The organism is Trinickia dinghuensis (assembly GCF_003367175.1).
Classification (GTDB): domain Bacteria; phylum Pseudomonadota; class Gammaproteobacteria; order Burkholderiales; family Burkholderiaceae; genus Trinickia; species Trinickia dinghuensis.
In genome coordinates, this window is record NZ_QRGA01000012.1 from 100,210 (window position 1) to 116,754 (window position 16,545).

Consider the following 16,545-nt stretch of genomic DNA (forward strand, 5'->3'; position numbering starts at 1 on the left):
GACGTTTAAATCCCCAGTTCCTTACGCACGGCGAGCCAGTTGTCGCGCGTCATCAGTTCGCCCGTCGTTTGCGTATCGGCCGGCGGCTCCTTGCCCGCGCGGATCCAGTCGATCAGGTTCTGGGCGCTTTGCTTGCCGTGGTTCGTCGAGCTGACCGCGATCGTGCCGTAGAAGCCCGTCGGTTCCTTCTTCTGGAACTCGGCGAACGCTTCGCCGGCGCCGTTGATGCCGACACCGATCACGTCCTTCGACGGAATATGCAGCTGTTCCGTCGCGCGCACGCCGCCCAGCACCGATTCCTCGTTCAGTGCGAAGATCACCCACTTCTTGATGTTCGGGTGCTTCGACAGAACGGGCGAGGTGGCCACGAAGCCACCTTCGTCGTCGGTCGTCTTTTGCGGCGCGTCGAAGATGTTGTCCTTCTTGAAGCCGTTCTTGAGCAGCGTTTCCGTGGCGCCGTCGGTGCGCAGCTTGGCCGTCGGCAATTCATAGTCGGAGATGCGGATCGCGCCCACTTCGTCCGGGTTCCAGCCGCGGCGCTTCATCTCGTCGGAGATCGCTTGGCCCACTTGGTTGCCGATCTTGAACGCGGACATGCCGAGGTGCGGCACGCCGGCCAGCGGCTTGCCCGACGAATCGACGAGCTGATCGTCGACGGTCACGAACTTCATGTTGTACTTCTTGGCGCGGGCTTGAATGGCCGGTCCGAGGCGCACGTCGGGCGCGCAAATGACGAAGCCCTTCGCGCCCTGCGCGCCGAGGTTGTCGATCGCGCTCAGGACGCGCTCGCCGTCGGGCGTGCCGATATTGACGACGCTGACGTTGTCGGTCTTGCCGACGGCCGTAGCGGCCTTCTGCTCGTTGATGAACCATGCCTGCTCGGGCATCTTCACTAGAAAGCCGATCTTCAGGGGCTCTTCCGCATGGACTCCGAGCGGGGCCACGAGCGGTGCGGCCACGAGCGCGGCCATCATGGCACGCAAGGTGAAGCGGCGAAGCTTGCTGGTCATACTAGTCTCCTTCTTGTCGGCCTGTCGTAGGCCGTGTTGTAAAGCTAAAAACTAAACAAAGTAGATTAGGACTACTAAACGTTTAATGAAGTACCCCGCGATGGGGCGAGCAGACGACGGTAAATTGGATAGGTTGGAGGCGGCCCGCGCCCGTACCTAGATACGAGATCGGACCACCGGAACGCCGGGATTCACCTCATTTCGTTTCAATTCGACTCATTCTTCGAACGCTTCGACGATCTCCCGTTTCCCAAGCAGGAACGCATCGGCCACGAGACTCAGCGGCCGCGCATCGACATCGCGCTCGCCACGCAGAATCAGGTCGTGCCAGCGGCTATAGAGCGCCGGATACTCATGCACGAGGCCCAGCGCGACGTCGCGCTCGTCGATCTGCAGCCGATTGCCGCCCTGGGAGAGCAGCAGCGCGCCGTCGGCCGTGCGCACTTCGATCTCCCAAAGTTCCTCTGGGCCATGGCGCCAGTCGAATTCGACGCGCATCTTCACGCCGGTCGTGTCGGTCAACTCGAGATCGGCCGCGATCGGCATTTGCTTGTTCGCGGGAATGCTCAGCGTCGACGAAACGAGGGCGACTTCGCGCGGCAAGATCTGCGTGACGATCGACAGGGCGTTGATGCCGGGATCGAACACGCCGAGGCCGCCCGGTTCCCAAATCCACGCTTGGCCCGGATGCCAGCGGCGAACGTCTTCTTTCCAGCGAACATGCACGTGGCGAATGTCTTGCGTGGCGAGCCAAGTACGCGCGGCCTCGACGCCGAGCGCATGTCGCGAATGCCAGCTCGTGAAAATCGTCTTTCCCGTTGCGTAAGCCATCTCGTCGAGCGCGCGCACCTCGCTCAAGCACGCGCCGGGCGGCTTTTCGAGCATGACGTGCTTGCCGGCCGCGAGCGCGGCACGCGCCTGCTGGAAGCGGGGGATCGGAGGCGCGCACAGCGACACGGCTTCGACGCTAGGCTCGGCTTCGAGCAACGCCTCGAGCGTCGGATAATTGCGCACGCCGTCGACCACGGCGTTGCGGCTCGCGCAGGCGACGAGATCGAAGCGCGGATCGGCCGCGATGGCGGGCAAATGCTGGTCTCGGGCGATCTTGCCGATACCGATGAGAGCGATCGAAATCTTTTTCATCTCTGCCTCCGCCGGGCCGCCCCAAGGGGGGAGAGCGCCCCCTCGGGGGGCAGGGAGCGAAGCGAGCGTGGGGGTTGTCTCATTCTCTGCCTCGGCCGTTTATCAAAGGCCCCAGCGCAGCGCGAGCGGGTTCGCTTCGCGTGCGAGTTCGAGCAATTCGGCGCGCGTGGCCGGCGCCAGCGGTTCCAGCGGACGACGCACGGCGTCGCTCTTGATCACGCCGCCTTCCATCATGACCGTCTTGGTCGCGCGCAATCCGCATTGACGGTTTTCGTAGTTGATCAGCGGCAGGATGCGCGCATAGCCGGCCCGCGCTTCATCGCGGCGGCCCGCGCGGTGATCGTCGAATACCGTGCGGATCAGATCGGGCAGGAGGGCGCTCGACATCGTGCCGGTCGCGCCGGCATCGAGATCGGGCAGCAGCGTAATGGCTTCCTCGCCGTCGAACGGGCCTTCGATCGCGTCACCGCCCGCGGCGATCAGCGCGCGCAGCTTGGCCGCCGCTTGCGGCACTTCGATCTTGAAGTAGCGCACGAGCGGAAGCTCGCGCGCGACGCGGGTGAGGAACGGCACCGTCAGCGTCACGCCGGAGAGCGGCGCGTCCTGAATCATGACGGGCACGTTGGCCGAAGCCGCCACCTGGGCGAAGAAGTCGAACATCGCGGCTTCGTCGACACGCAGCGATGCCCCGTGATACGGCGGCATCACCATGATGATGCTGGCGCCGGCTTGCGCGGCGCGCTTCGCGCGGTCGGCTGCGATCTGCGTGCTGAAGTGGCTGCACGTCACCATGACCGGCACGCGGCCGGCCACGTGCGTCAAGCACAGATCGATGAGGACCTCGCGCTCGGCATCCGTCAGCAGAAACTGCTCGGAGTAGTTCGCGAGAATGCAGATGCCGTCCACGCGCTGGTCGATCATGCAATCGAGCACGCGGCGCTGGCCGTCGAGGTCGAGTTCGCCGGTTTCCGTGAACGGCGTCGGGGCGACGGGGAATAGGCCCGAGAAGGGGCGGGTCGATGCGGTCACTGTTCGAACTCCTAATAAACCTAATAAAGACTATCCAAGCATGCGGGGCCGGCGCGTCAGGCGTGCGCGCAACCCGAGAGAGGCGGTACCGTCGGCCTCGCCGCCGATACTGGACTTCTTGCCGTCGGTGGCCGGAGCGCTGCCGAGACCCGAGCCGTTCGACTTGCGGCGCGCCGCTTGCCGCTCGATCACGCGCTGCAGCAAACAGAAGATGCACAGCAGGGCGCCGATGACGATGCGCGTCCACCACGAACTGAGCGTGCCGTCGAAGGTGATCAGCGTTTGGATCGTGCCGAGCACGCCCACGCCGAACACCGAGCCGATGATGTAGCCTACACCGCCCGTCAGCAGCGTGCCGCCGATGACGCTCGCCGCGATCGCGTCGAGCTCCATGCCCTGGCCTTGCAGGCCGTATCCCGAGAGCACGTAAAGCGTGAAGACCAAGCCGCCGAGCGCCGAGAACACGCCGCCCAGCGCATACACGCCGATCTTCGTGCGGGCAACCGGCAAGCCCATCAGCAGCGCCGATTTTTCATTGCCGCCGAGCGCGTAGACGTTGCGCCCGAAGCGCGTGAAATGCGCGATGTAAATGGCGATCGCCAGCGTAACGAGCGCGATCAGCGCACCGGCATTCAATTGGCCGCTGCCGATCTGCAAGTTGTAGTCGGCCACCGCATGAAACGTAGGCTCGGTGATCGTGATCGATTGCGTCGTGACGAGGAAACAGGCGCCGCGTGCGAGGAACATACCCGCGAGCGTCACGATGAACGGCTGCAGCTTCAGGTAGTGGATCAACGCGCCCTGAGCCGCGCCGAAGGCGGCGCCGATCAGCAGAACGACGGGCACGACGGCATAGATCGGCCAGTGCCAATGCTCGGCGCAGACGGCGCAGACGATCGTCGTGAACGCCACGACCGCCCCAACCGACAGATCGATGCCGCCGGACAGAATCACGAACGTCGTGCCGATCGCGACGATCAGCAGGAACGAATTGTCGACGAGCAGCCCCAACAGAACCTGCAGCGAGCCGAAGCCCGTGTACATGAACGAGCCGAAGCCGAACAGCGCCGCGAACAGCGCGATCGTGACGACGATCGGCAGCGTACGCGGATCGAGAAGACGACGAATGAACGCGCTCATTGCACCTCCGCCTGCGCGCGAGTGGAAGAAGTGGACAGGCGCGTGGCCAGTCCGGCAAGCAGCTCGCGTGCACGGGCCGATTGGATCACGCTGACGACGATCACGACGAATGCCTTGACCACGAGCGTTGCTTCGGGCGGCACGCCGATCGAGTAGGTCGTGTACGTAAGCGTCTGAATGATGAGCGCGCCGAGCACCGTGCCGGCGAGCGAAAACCTCCCGCCCATCAGCGACGTGCCGCCCAGCGTCACGGCAAGGATCGCATCGAGTTCGAGCAGCAGGCCGGCGTTGTTGCCGTCGGCGCTGCGCACGTTCGAACTCGTCAGGATCCCGGCGATGGCCGCCGAGAAGCCGCAAAACACGTAGACGCCGAACGTGATCGCGGTCGAGCGCAGGCCGACGAGCCGCGCCGCCACCGGATTCACGCCGATCGAGCGCACCAGCAGCCCGAGCGCCGTGCGATTGACGAGCAGCGACGTGGCGATGAACACGGCAATCGCGATCCACACCGCGCAAGGCACCATTGCCAAGTAGCCGTCGCCGAGACGCAGATAACCGCGTGCGCCGATCGGAATGATCTGGCCGCCGGTCAACAATTGCGCGACACCGCGTCCGGCCACCATGAGAATCAGCGTCGCGATGATCGGCTGCATGCCGATCAGGGCCGCGAGCAGGCCGTTCCAAGCGCCGGCCAGCAGGCCGACACCGAGCGCCGCGGCCAGCGCGAGGCCCACCTGGTTCGGGTCGGCGGCCAGGATGATCGCGGCCGTCGCACCGGCGATGGCGACGATCGTGCCGACCGAGATGTCGATGCCGCGCGTCGCGATCACGAGCGTCATGCCGAGCGAGACGACGACGAGCGGTGCCGCGCGATTGAGAATGTCGATCGGCGCACCGAAGAAGTGGCCGTCGAGGACGGTAATCGCCAAGAAATCATGCCGATGCGCAACATCGAGCGCGAACAGCAGAAGCAGCGTGACGACGGGCCACAACAACGGATGGCGCGCGATCGCCTGCAGCGGGCGAGCGGTCATGCTTGGCCTCCGGCGATGAGTCGATAAACGGCCTGCTCGTCGAGCGCGTCGCCCGAGAGCTCGGCCACCTTGCGGCGGTCGCGCAGCACCGCTATGCGGTCGCTAATGCGCAATACCTCCGGAATTTCCGAGGAGATCAGCAAGATGCCGAGACCCTTCTCGCACAGCTTGCTGACGTAATCCATGATTTCGAACTTCGCGGCGACGTCGATGCCGCGGGTCGGCTCGTCGAGAATCAGCATCTTCGGATCGATGGCCAGCCAGCGCGCGAGCAGCGCCTTTTGCTGATTGCCGCCCGAAAGCAATTCGATCGGCTGCTCGATGTCGCGGGCGCGAATGCCGAGCGCCTTCACGTAGTGCTCGGCGATCCGCCTTTCTTTCGCGCGGCCGAGCGGCCGCCACCAGCCGCGCCGCGCCTGCAGCGCCAGCACGATGTTCTCGCGCACCGACAGCGCCCCGACGATGCCTTCCTTCTTGCGGTCTTCGGGGCAGTAGGCGATCCCGTGCCGCACGGCATGCCGCGGCGAGCCGAGCTTGATCGGCTTGCCGCCGGCGGTGATCGTGCCGGTATCCGCGCGGTCGGCGCCGAACAGCAGCCGCGCCGTCTCCGTGCGGCCCGAACCGAGCAGGCCCGCCAGGCCGACGATGCGGCCGGGCTCCAGCGTCAGATCCATCGGCTGCACAGCACCGCGCCGGCCCACGCCGCGCATGTCGAAGTTCGACGAAGCGGCAGAGCCGGCCGCGGCGGCTTGCCCCTTCGACGTCGAGCGCTCGCCGGCAACGGGGACGTTGCCGACCATCTTGTGCACGAGTACGTCGACGGGCAGATCCTTGGCCAGGTACTCGCCTTCGCGCTCCCCGTTGCGCATGACGGTGATGCGATCGGAGATTGCATACGTCTGCTCGAGAAAGTGCGTGACGAACAGAATCGCCATGCCCGCGGCTTTCAATCTGCGGATGACCTCGAACAATTTCGCCACTTCGGAATCGTCGAGGCTCGAAGTCGGTTCATCGAGAATCAGCACTCGCGCGTCGACGCTGACCGCACGCGCGATCGCCACCATTTGCTGGACGGCGATCGGGTACGTATCGAGCGACTGCGTGACGTCGAGCGAGATGTTCAATTGGTCGAGCGCCTTGCGGGCGCCCACGTTGATGGCCTTCCAATCGATCGCCCCGCGGCGGCGCGGCTGGCGCCCCGCGAAAATATTTTCGGCGACCGAGAGGTTGGGGCAGAGGTTGACTTCCTGATAGAGCGTGCGAATGCCGGCCGCCTCGGCTTCGAGCGGTGCAGCGAAGCGAACGGACTGGCCGTCGATGCGGATGTCGCCCGCATCGTGCGCATGGACGCCGGTCAGTACGTTGATCAACGTCGATTTGCCAGCGCCGTTCTGGCCCATCAACGTGTGCACTTCGCCGGCGTACAGACGGAAGTCGACACCCTTGAGCGCATGGACGCCAGGGAACGACTTCGTCAAGCCGAGCGTTTCGAGTACGAGGGGGCCGGTCATGGGCGTCGCTCGGTAAGTAGGTCTAGGTATTAGTACTTGCGCGACGGCAGGATTTGCGCCGCCACGTTTTGCGGGAACACCGTTTCCTTCGTGACGATGCGCTTGGGCAGCGTCTTGCCGGCCACGAGATCCTTGACCGCGCTCATCAACTGCGGCCCGAGCAGCGGGCTGCATTCGACGTCGACGTTGATCTTGCCCGCGATCATCGCTTGGAAGCCGCCCTTGGTCGCGTCGAACGAAACGACCTTGACGTCCGTGCCCGGCTTCATGCCGGCTTCTTCCATCGCTTGAATCGCGCCGAGCGCCATGTCGTCGTTATGCGCGTAGACGACGTTGATCTGCTTGCCGTAGGTCTTCGCGAACGCTTCCATCACTTGCTTGCCGCCGGCGAGCGTGAAGTCGCCGCTTTGCGAAGCGATGATCTTGAACTTCGGATCGTTCTTGATGATTTCCATCAGGCCGGCATGGCGGTCGTTCGCCGGCGCCGAGCCCACGGTGCCCTGCAGTTCGGCGATGTTGATCGGGCCGGGATTGTTCTTGTATTCCTCTTCGAGCCAGCGGCCCGCGCGACGGCCTTCTTCGAGGAAGTCCGAGCCGATCATCGTGGTGTACAGCGACTTGTCCTTCACGTCGATCGCGCGGTCGGTCAGGATCACGGGGATGCCGGCCTTCTTGGCTTCTTGCAGCACCGGCTCCCAGCCCGATTCGACCACGGGCGAGAACGCGATGACGTTCACTTTCTGCGCGATGTACGAGCGAATCGCGCGGATCTGATTCTCCTGCTTTTGCTGCGCGTCGGAGAACTTCAGGTTGATGCCTGCGTCTTTGGCGGCCTCCTTGACCGAAACCGTGTTCGCGGTGCGCCAAGCGCTTTCCGCTCCCACCTGCGCGAAACCGAGGGTGATCTGCTTGTCCTGCGCGTGGCCATCGACCACGAGCGACATGGCGAGTGCCGCTCCGAGAAATGCGTTCAGCGCCAACCGTACCGTACGTCCCATGCTTGTCTCCTTTGTCTTGGTGCGTGCTTGGTTTTGCTACTTAGAACGAACTACTTCGCTTCCCGCGCGCCGATACCCCTGTTGCTCGTTGTTGCTAGGCGCGCTGATTTCTAAATAGCCATACTATAGGCACCGTGAAGACCCGAATCGATTAGCGTTTTCCCCAGCTTCGCCGGTCCAATAGTCATGCTATTTCTATTTGGAATCTGGCAAGAAGCGGCCGGAAAGGCGTAAGATTGTGCCAACAGTTGGGAAATGGCCGGAATCGGCGGGACGGCAAAAGTCATCCCGCGCCGTTCGGCGCCCCTGGCGGCAACGACTTCAATCGTTTTACTATATCTGCCTAATACAGGCATCGAGCAATGACAGACAAACCCCGCAAGCTCCGCTCCGCCCAATGGTTCGGCACGGCCGACAAGAACGGCTTCATGTATCGCAGCTGGATGAAGAACCAGGGCATCCCCGATCATGAGTTCCAGGGCAAGCCGATCATCGGCATCTGCAACACCTGGTCCGAACTCACGCCGTGCAACGCGCACTTCCGCAAGCTGGCCGAGCATGTCAAACGCGGCGTGTTCGAGGCGGGCGGCTTCCCCGTGGAATTTCCCGTGTTCTCGAACGGGGAGTCGAACCTGCGCCCGACGGCGATGTTCACGCGCAATCTGGCGGCGATGGATGTCGAAGAGTCGATTCGAGGCAATCCGATCGATGCCGTCGTGCTGTTGGCCGGATGCGACAAGACCACGCCTGCGTTGCTGATGGGCGCGGCCAGCTGCGACGTCCCCGCGATCATGGTGAGCGGCGGGCCGATGCTCAACGGCAAACACGAAGGGCGCGACATCGGCTCGGGCACCGTCGTTTGGCAATTGAGCGAGCAGGTGAAGGCCGGCCACATCACGCTGCACCAATTCATGGCGGCCGAAGCCGGGATGTCGCGCTCGGCCGGTACCTGCAACACGATGGGCACGGCTTCGACGATGGCGTGCATGGCCGAGGCGCTCGGCGTGACGCTGCCGCACAACGCCGCGATCCCGGCCGTCGATTCACGCCGCTACGTGCTGGCGCATTTGTCCGGCATGCGTATCGTCGAAATGGCGCTGGAAGATCTGCGGCTCTCGAAGCTGCTCACGCGCGAAGCATTCGAGAACGCGATTCGCGCAAATGCGGCGATCGGCGGCTCGACCAACGCCGCGATTCACTTGAAGGCGATCGCCGGGCGCATCGGCGTGCCGCTCGAACTCGACGATTGGACGCGCATCGGGCGTGGCACGCCGACGGTCGTCGATCTGCAGCCGTCGGGGCGCTTCCTCATGGAAGAGTTCTATTACGCGGGCGGGCTGCCGGCCGTTTTGCGCCGCCTCGGCGAAGCGGGGCTGCTGCCGCATCCGGATGCGTTGACGGCCAATGGGCACTCGCTGTGGGAGAACAGCAAGGAAGCGCCGCTTTATAACGACGAAGTCATTCGTCCGCTCGACAAGCCGCTCGTGGCGGACGGCGGCCTATGCGTGCTGCGCGGCAATCTCGCGCCGCGCGGCGCGGTGCTCAAGCCGTCGGCGGCCACGGCGTCGCTGCTCAAGCATCGCGGCCGCGCAGTCGTGTTCGAGAATTTCGACGACTACAAGGCGCGTATCGCCGATCCCGAACTCGACGTCACGGCCGATTCGATCCTGGTGATGAAGAATTGCGGGCCGAAGGGTTACCCCGGGATGGCCGAAGTGGGCAACATGGGCCTGCCGCCGAAACTGCTCGCGCAAGGCGTGACGGACATGGTCCGTATTTCCGACGCGCGCATGAGCGGGACGGCATACGGAACCGTCGTCCTGCACGTGGCACCGGAAGCGCGCGCGGGCGGGCCGCTTGCCGTCGTGCGCAACGGCGACTGGATCGAACTCGATTGCGAATCGGGGCGGTTGCATCTCGACGTCAGCGAAGACGAACTGGCGCAGCGCTTGGAGACGTGGCGCGAGATGAATTCGAAGCGCAATCCGGCGGACGTCAGCGGCTATCGCAATCTCTACGTCGATCACGTCCTGCAGGCCGACGAAGGCTGCGACTTCGATTTCCTGGTGGGGTGCCGAGGCGCCGAGGTGCCGCCGCATTCGCATTGATTCATCTACGGGGGCCCGCGCATTGCCGCGGGCCTCGTCGAATCGCGGAATCGTGGAATCGTCGAATTGTCTGACGCTTAACGGTCGGCGCGCGCGCCGATGACGAGAATGGTCTCGGCATCGGCCTTTGCGTTTTCCAACTGGACGAGACTGGCCTGTCGTGCCCCTAGCGGATCGCGATGTTCGATCGCGGTCAGAATCGCCTTGTGCCGCGGCAGCGACAGCGCATGCGTATCGGGGTGGCGGCTCGTCAGCTTGATCGACTCGCTCAGTGCCATCGACATCATGTTGCCGATGAACGCGAGCATGTCGTTATGCGTCGCCGCCATCACCGCTCTGTGAAACTCGAGATCGGGTTCGAGCAGCGCATCGGACGTCCGGGCGTTCTCCATTTGCTCGTAGCAGCGGCGAATGCGCACGACATCCTCTTCGGTCGCGTTCGTGGCCGCCAGCGCCGCGGCAGCGGGCTCGATAATGCGCCGCACCGTCAGTAGAGAGCGAAAGAAATCGCCCTCGGGCGTGACGTTGATCGTCCAGAATAGAACATCCGGATCGAGCATGTGCCACTCTTCGCGCGGACGCACGACGCTGCCGACGCGCGGCTTCGAAACGACGAGCCCCTTCGCGACGAGCACGCGGGTGGCCTCGCGCAAAACAGGGCGGCTTACGCCATAAGATTCGCAAAGCGTGGGTTCGGGCGGCAGGCGATCGCCTGGTGCGAACTTGCCGCTGACGATCTCGATGCCGAGTTCCTGCACGATCCGCGCGTGCATGCTCTTACGGGTCTTGAGATGTCGATAGTCCATAGGGTGGGAGTCATGTCTGCCTCGCACCGGCGCGGGCCGTGCGAAGTGTCCGCCAGCATAGCACATGGCATGCATCGCACACGACCGGAACTAACCCTCGTTCGTCCATGTTCATGCCGCGCTCGACGCGAGCGAGCCGATTGCGAGCCGGTTGTTTTGGAGTCCTATTCTTTATGGTAGGCATACAATGGCTCGCTTGAGTTCGAGCGGTCGGAACGATGGTCAACCGATGCCGCGAAAGGAGACCCGCATGGCCGACGCATTTCGCTTTCAAACGGTCCCGACGCTCGTCGTCGAGTTCGGCGCCGCGCGGCGCCTTGGCGCGTTGTTGCGCGAACGCTACCCGGCGCTTGCCCAACTGTGTCTGGTGACCGACGGGTTCCTGCATCGCAGCGGTTTGCTCGCGCCGGCGCTCGCCGATCTATCGGCAAGCGGCTGGGCCGTGACGGTGCTCGACAACGTCGTGGCCGATCCGCCCGAACAGGTCGTGCTCGAAGCCGCGGCACGCGCTCGCGATGCGCAGGCTCAGATCGTCGTCGGGCTCGGCGGCGGATCGTCGATGGACGTCGCCAAGCTGCTCGCCGTCTTGCTCGCCTCGCAACAAACGCTTGGCGACATGTACGGCGTCAACCGCGTAGAAGGAGGGCGGTTGCCGCTCGTGCAAATTCCGACGACGGCGGGCACGGGCTCCGAGGTCACCGCCGTGTCGATCGTGACCGTAGGCGAAGCGACGAAGATGGGCGTCGTCGCCCCGCAACTGATCGCCGACCTTGCGATTCTCGATGCGGAACTGACCGTGGGGTTGCCGACCGCCGCCACGGCGGCAACGGGAATCGATGCGATGGTTCACGCGATCGAGGCCTATACGTCGGCGCGATTGAAAAATCCGATCTCGGACATGCTGGCCGTGCGCGCATTGCAACTGCTGTCGGAACATCTGCTGACGGCGTGCCGCAACGGACAGGACCGCAAAGCACGCGAAGCGATGCTGCTCGGCGCGACCTTCGCGGGGCAGGCATTTGCCAATGCGCCCGTCGCGGCCGTGCATGCGCTTGCCTATCCGATCGGCGGGATTTATCACGTGCCTCACGGCTTATCGAATGCGCTCGTCTTGCCGCACGTGTTGAAATTCAATGCACCCGCTGCCGCGCCGCTCTATGCGGAATTGGCCACCGCCATCTTGCCCACCGCAACCGGCGGTGCCGAAGCGAAGACGAGCGCATTGATCGCTCATATCGAGCACCTGATCGCCGAGACGGGCATCGCATCGACCTTGCGCGAGGTCGGGATCGAGCGTGACGGCCTCGAGCGAATGGCCAAAGACGCGATGCTGCAACAACGCCTGCTCATCAACAATCCGCGGCCCGTGACCGAAGCCGACGCGTTGGCCATCTATACCGCGGCGTTTTAACGCCGGTCCGCTGCGATAGGGGATCGATACCGCCCCGACCAGGGGCAACGAAGCCGTCGAACCTGTTATTAAACCTTCATATTGGCTGCATTCGATCTGTACTATCCTCGTTCGGCCGGTTCTACCTGCCAGTATCGGCGCTTGCCGGCACTTTCCGAAAAACGAACGAGGGTGCGATGGGTAACGTTTTCACCGCGACGGCTTCGTCGCGCGGATTCACCGTGAAGGCATATTCAGGCGATCGGTGCGCGATGCTCGCCTTCGATTTGGCGGATCACCTGACCGACAAACTCGCGGGCTTCGCCATTCGCCGCAAACCCGCAAGCGGTCCTGATTCGTCCTGGACTTGGCTCGGCAATCGTCTATCGTTCGACGGCGACTACACGAAAGCCGGCGGCAAATTCTTTCCGTCCAACGTCGCGCCGTTTCAGAAATTCTGGTGGCTCGATTTCCCCTCCGGCGATGTGCAGGGTACGTTCTGCTATGAAGTCGTCGTCAAGCGTTTCGTGCAAGACAAGTCGGGCCAGTTGCAAGACGACCAGACCGTGCAGGTGACAGTCGATGTCGGCCCGTTCGTGGAAGGCGGCATCGAAGTGGCGTTTACGCGCGGCTACCTCTCGTCGCAAGCTTATGCCGACGAGTTCGACAACAAGCCGTACGAGCCGAAAGTGCCGACGGGCCAGTGGAAATTCGATTGGACGCCTTACGAAGCGCAGTGGGCCTGGCTCGGTGCGCACGCGCGCGCGGCAATCGAAGGCTTTCTGACGGAATGCTATCAAGACCCGAATGCAACCGTGGATGCATTCGTCTATGACCTGAACGAGCCCGCGATCATCACCGCGTTCATCGAGTTGGCGGGCATGGGCAAGCTCCGAATGCTGGCCGACGACGCCAAACTGCATGCCGAAGGGACGGCCGCGGCAAAGGCGTTCGCCGACATTCAAGCGGCGGCTACGGATGCGACGCGCGACGGCTTCATGCGCGGCAAGTTCAAGCGATACCAGCACAACAAGGTGCTCATCAAGAAGATCGACGGCGTGGCGCAGAAGGTGCTGACCGGATCGACGAACTATTCGATCACGGGCCTTTATGTCAATGCGAACCACGTGCTGGTGTTCGACGACCAAGCGGTTGCGGCCAACTACGAAGAGGCGTTCGAAACCGCGCTGAACGACAAACTGCAAGCGGCCGACTTCTACGAGCAAGAGATCTCGACGCAGGAATTCCCGATCGATCGTCCGGGGATGCCGCCGATCGTCGTCTCGTTCGCGCCGCACCGTGATCCGCAGGTGGGTCTGAAGCGCCTCCTGAATGCGATCGACGACGCCGGCAGCTCGGTGATCTTCGCGGTCATGGACTTGAACGGCTCGGGCGAGGTGCTCAAAGCGCTGTCCCAATTGCATACGAATCAGAAGGTGTTTTCGTACGGGATTTCCGATTCGGTCAATCCCGAGGACGATACGGTCGACGGCACGACCGTCTTTACCCCGGCGACGAAAGGTGGCGAACTCGTTTATTCGAAGGCGAATCCGGAGAAATTTCCGCCGCCGTTCTCGATGGAGCGCGAAGTGCAGGGCCCGGCCGCGCACATCGTTCACCATAAGTTCGTGGTCGTGGATTTCAACGGAACGAACCCGGTCGTATTCGGCGGTTCGTCGAATTTGGCCGAAGGCGGCGAGCGTTCGAACGGCGACAATCTCGTGGCGATCTACGATCGCGCGATCGCCACCGCATTCGCGATCGAAGGGATTCGGCTCGTCGATCATTATGCGTTTGCCGCGGCACTGAAAAAGGCCGGAACGAGCGGGCAAGCGTTGAGATTGAAATTCGACGGCGAGAAATGGTGGTCGCGGTATTACACGGCGGGCGATATTCGCGAGAAAGAACGCATGCTCTTCAGCCGCTGACCGGCCGATTCGGGCGCTTCGACGATCGCTCCGGGGGCTGACGGCTAGGCGGCCGTCAATGTATGAACGATGTCGACGTACGAAGCGACCGCCTCGACGTCGCCCATCGTCGGCAGGCGACGGACCACGGCGAGCAGCGCCTCTCGCTGCTGCGCCGACTGTGCGGACGAAAAATATTCGACGCGGCTGCGTGCCTGCGCCTCCGTCGCCGCGTTTTCCGCTGCGTCCGCAGTCAATTTATTCTCGTTCAACAACACTTCGACGCGCCGCGCGATGGCCGAGCCCGTCTCGATCAAGTTGAATCGATTCCCGAATAAGCGCCGGATAGTAGGAACCAGCAGCGCGAAATGCGTCGATCCGAGGATGACGGTATCGGCGCCGGCACCCGCCATCGGCGTCAGATAGCGCAAGAGCAGATCGTCAACGATCGCGCCCGCGAGATTGCCTTGCTCGATCTGCTCCACGAGCCCGTGCCCCGCCTGACAAACGAATTGCGACCGCGCCTGATGCGCTGCGATCAGCGCGCGCAGCCGGTCGCTGCGCAGCGTCGCCGCGGTCGCCAACACGCCTACGACCCCGCTCGCGGTAGACAGGGCGGCCGGTTTGATGCCGGGCTCCACGCCGACGATGGGGATCGACTGGGTAGCGCGCAGATGACCGATCGCATGCGTCGTCGCCGTGTTGCAAGCGACGACGATCATCTTCGCGCCGCGTCCGACGAGCCAATCGGCGATGGCCTTGCTGCGCTCCCGGATGAACGCGTCCGTTTTTTCACCGTAGGGGGCGTACCCCGAGTCGGCGATATACACCATCGATTCGTTCGGCAGCCTCTCGCGCATCGCGTCGAGGACGGACAGGCCGCCAAGCCCTGAGTCGAAAACGCCGATCGGCGCATCGGGGGTGGTCATGTGGATTCCAAAGGGGGCATCGAGCACGTGCGTGCGCGGCACGGACGCAACGGTGGCGAAATGATACACAGAAGCGCGGCGGCTCGTGCAACCGCGCCGGTGCGTTCCCATCGCGATTCGATCGTCCTGTGATCGACTGACGCTCATGGATGGCGGATTATCGATACGTTCCTAGCGGCCTAGCATTGCTCCTCGGTTAATCACCGGCCACGGAATCAGCCACGGCTGTGGCTCGAGTCACCGCATATCGACATCATCGAGGAGCAAAGACGTGAACATCGAATCGAACGGCGTACGGATCCACGTGCGCAACACAGGCGACGGCAATGCGGCGCTCGTCTTTCTGCACTACTGGGGCGGCTCGTCGCGCACGTGGCGGCACGTGATCGACGCGCTGCCGGATCGTCATCGAACGGTGGCCTACGATCATCGCGGGTGGGGCGAATCGGAAGCGCCGGTTGACGGCTATGCGATCGGAGATCTGGCCGACGATGCGCAAAACGTCATCGCCTCGCTCGGGCTGGAGCACTATGTCATCGTCGGACATTCGATGGGCGGCAAGGTGGCGCAGTGCATCGCCGCGCGGGGCCCGCAAGGGTTGGCCGGCGTGGTGCTCGTCGCGCCGTCGCCGCCCGAACCGATGGCGCTGACCGACGAGCAGCGGGCGCAGATGGCCGGCGCTTACGACTCCCGCGAATCGATCGAGTTCGTGATCGATCACGTTTTGACGGCACAACCGCTGCCCGCCGAGATGCGGGAGCAAGTCGTCGCCGATAGTCTGCGCGGCGCGCCGCAGGCAAAGGCCGCGTGGCCCAATGCGGCAATGCGCGAAGATATTTCGACGGTGGTAAAGGCCATCGATGTACCCGTCCTGGTGATCTCCGGCGAGCACGATCGCGTCGACAGCCCCGATACGCTACGCAAGGCATTGCTGCCTCACATTGCGCAAGCGCATATGGAGGTTCTGCCGGGCATCGGACACTTGTCGCCGCTCGAAGCACCGGCGGCCCTGGCATCGCTGATCGAAGCATTCGTCGAAAAGATCGATGCCGGCGAAACGACGCCCGCATCGGTCCCGAAAGCCTTCGATGCGGCTTTGAACGCGGGCGATCTCGAGCGCGTCCTTTCGTTGTTCACCGACGACGCGACGATGCGCATGACCGACGGTGAAGTGGTGGCGGCAAACCGCGACGCCCTGCGGGAGCGATTCCGCGGGCTGCTGTCGATGAAGCCGCACATCCGCAACATCGTGCGGCGCACGATCGCAAGCGGCGACATCGCGCTCGTCCTAATGGACTGGTCGCTGACGCTCACGTTGCCCGACGGCGGGCAAGCAACGGAAACCGGCACCGCGACGCAAGTGATGCAACGACAGGAAAGCGGCGCGTGGCGGCTGCGGATATCGAATCCACTGGGCGTTGCCTAACACGACACAGATAGGCCCGACTGCGAGCGACGCTGCAATCGGCCGCCATGGGCGGTATATTTCGATGCGTTCCGACCGCGTAAAGCGAAATCGACAAAGACATCGACGAATACC

Annotated in this window: 13 protein-coding genes; 4 read left to right on the forward strand and 9 right to left on the reverse strand. The window is 63.6% G+C overall.

The genetic code is table 11. The features are described 5' to 3' along the window. Positions 1–5: 5 nt before the first annotated feature. From DWV00_RS21590 to DWV00_RS21620, 7 genes are all read right to left on the reverse strand, one after another. The gene (locus DWV00_RS21590) at positions 6–1,010 is read right to left on the reverse strand and encodes an arabinose ABC transporter substrate-binding protein (protein WP_115535651.1); all 1,005 of its coding nucleotides are present in this window, start codon (positions 1,008–1,010) and stop codon (positions 6–8) included. 216 nt (positions 1,011–1,226) lie between these two features. Then, on the reverse strand, positions 1,227–2,153 hold the full coding sequence (locus DWV00_RS21595; protein WP_115535652.1) for a Gfo/Idh/MocA family protein: 927 nt from the start codon (positions 2,151–2,153) through the stop codon (positions 1,227–1,229). Positions 2,154–2,255: 102 nt separating this feature from the next. Then, positions 2,256–3,182 (reverse strand): dihydrodipicolinate synthase family protein, encoded by a 927-nt coding sequence (locus DWV00_RS21600; protein WP_115535653.1) that lies wholly within the window; start codon positions 3,180–3,182, stop codon positions 2,256–2,258. Positions 3,183–3,212: 30 nt separating this feature from the next. Further along, the gene (yjfF, locus tag DWV00_RS21605; protein WP_115535654.1) at positions 3,213–4,322 is read right to left on the reverse strand and encodes a galactofuranose ABC transporter, permease protein YjfF; all 1,110 of its coding nucleotides are present in this window, start codon (positions 4,320–4,322) and stop codon (positions 3,213–3,215) included. Next, positions 4,319–5,356, reverse strand: a complete 1,038-nt coding sequence (locus DWV00_RS21610) for an ABC transporter permease (protein WP_115535655.1) — start codon at positions 5,354–5,356, stop codon at positions 4,319–4,321. The genes yjfF and DWV00_RS21610 overlap by 4 nt, the downstream gene beginning before the upstream one ends. Then, complete coding sequence (locus DWV00_RS21615; RefSeq protein ID WP_115535656.1) at positions 5,353–6,867, reverse strand: sugar ABC transporter ATP-binding protein; 1,515 nt, start codon at positions 6,865–6,867, stop codon at positions 5,353–5,355. The genes DWV00_RS21610 and DWV00_RS21615 overlap by 4 nt, the downstream gene beginning before the upstream one ends. A 29-nt stretch (positions 6,868–6,896) precedes the next feature. After that, on the reverse strand, positions 6,897–7,811 hold the full coding sequence (locus DWV00_RS21620) for an ABC transporter substrate-binding protein (protein WP_245964979.1): 915 nt from the start codon (positions 7,809–7,811) through the stop codon (positions 6,897–6,899). Between the two features lie 416 nt (positions 7,812–8,227). Here DWV00_RS21620 and DWV00_RS21625 point away from each other — a divergent pair, with 416 nt between their 5' ends. Continuing rightward, positions 8,228–9,973, forward strand: coding sequence for an IlvD/Edd family dehydratase (locus DWV00_RS21625; protein ID WP_115535658.1), 1,746 nt, complete (start codon positions 8,228–8,230; stop codon positions 9,971–9,973). A gap of 77 nt (positions 9,974–10,050) precedes the next feature. On the opposite strand, the gene DWV00_RS21630 is transcribed toward DWV00_RS21625, so the two are convergent. Then, positions 10,051–10,779: a FadR/GntR family transcriptional regulator gene (locus DWV00_RS21630; protein WP_115535659.1), complete on the reverse strand. Its 729-nt coding sequence runs from the start codon at positions 10,777–10,779 to the stop codon at positions 10,051–10,053. A 250-nt stretch (positions 10,780–11,029) separates the two neighbouring features. On the opposite strand from DWV00_RS21630, the gene DWV00_RS21635 reads away from it, so the two are divergent. Together DWV00_RS21635 and DWV00_RS21640 are read left to right on the forward strand one after the other, a co-directional pair. Next, entirely contained in the window at positions 11,030–12,190 is a 1,161-nt protein-coding gene (locus tag DWV00_RS21635) for an iron-containing alcohol dehydrogenase (RefSeq protein ID WP_115535660.1), read from the forward strand. A gap of 176 nt (positions 12,191–12,366) precedes the next feature. Next, positions 12,367–14,097 carry a phospholipase D-like domain-containing protein gene (locus DWV00_RS21640; RefSeq protein WP_115535661.1) on the forward strand — a complete coding sequence of 577 codons (1,731 nt, stop codon included), beginning with the start codon at positions 12,367–12,369 and terminating at the stop codon, positions 14,095–14,097. Positions 14,098–14,141: 44 nt separating this feature from the next. On the opposite strand, the gene murI is transcribed toward DWV00_RS21640, so the two are convergent. Further along, complete coding sequence (murI, locus tag DWV00_RS21645; RefSeq protein ID WP_115535694.1) at positions 14,142–15,005, reverse strand: glutamate racemase; 864 nt, start codon at positions 15,003–15,005, stop codon at positions 14,142–14,144. A 271-nt stretch (positions 15,006–15,276) separates the two neighbouring features. On the opposite strand from murI, the gene DWV00_RS21650 reads away from it, so the two are divergent. After that, positions 15,277–16,431, forward strand: a complete 1,155-nt coding sequence (locus DWV00_RS21650) for an alpha/beta fold hydrolase (protein WP_115535662.1) — start codon at positions 15,277–15,279, stop codon at positions 16,429–16,431. Positions 16,432–16,545: the final 114 nt, after the last annotated feature.

Excerpts from the sequence above, each read along its gene's own strand:
- DWV00_RS21590 (WP_115535651.1), bottom strand. The coding sequence starts at position 1,010 with ATGACCAGCAAGCTTCGCCGCTTCACCTTGCGTGCCATGATGGCCGCG.
- DWV00_RS21595 (WP_115535652.1), bottom strand. The coding sequence starts at position 2,153 with ATGAAAAAGATTTCGATCGCTCTCATCGGTATCGGCAAGATCGCCCGA.
- yjfF (WP_115535654.1), bottom strand. The coding sequence starts at position 4,322 with ATGAGCGCGTTCATTCGTCGTCTTCTCGATCCGCGTACGCTGCCGATC.
- DWV00_RS21610 (WP_115535655.1), bottom strand. The coding sequence starts at position 5,356 with ATGACCGCTCGCCCGCTGCAGGCGATCGCGCGCCATCCGTTGTTGTGG.
- DWV00_RS21615 (WP_115535656.1), bottom strand. The coding sequence starts at position 6,867 with ATGACCGGCCCCCTCGTACTCGAAACGCTCGGCTTGACGAAGTCGTTC.
- DWV00_RS21620 (WP_245964979.1), bottom strand. The coding sequence starts at position 7,811 with ATGTCGCTCGTGGTCGATGGCCACGCGCAGGACAAGCAGATCACCCTC.
- DWV00_RS21625 (WP_115535658.1), top strand. The coding sequence starts at position 8,228 with ATGACAGACAAACCCCGCAAGCTCCGCTCCGCCCAATGGTTCGGCACG.
- DWV00_RS21630 (WP_115535659.1), bottom strand. The coding sequence starts at position 10,779 with ATGGACTATCGACATCTCAAGACCCGTAAGAGCATGCACGCGCGGATC.
- DWV00_RS21635 (WP_115535660.1), top strand. The coding sequence starts at position 11,030 with ATGGCCGACGCATTTCGCTTTCAAACGGTCCCGACGCTCGTCGTCGAG.
- DWV00_RS21640 (WP_115535661.1), top strand. The coding sequence starts at position 12,367 with ATGGGTAACGTTTTCACCGCGACGGCTTCGTCGCGCGGATTCACCGTG.
- murI (WP_115535694.1), bottom strand. The coding sequence starts at position 15,005 with ATGACCACCCCCGATGCGCCGATCGGCGTTTTCGACTCAGGGCTTGGC.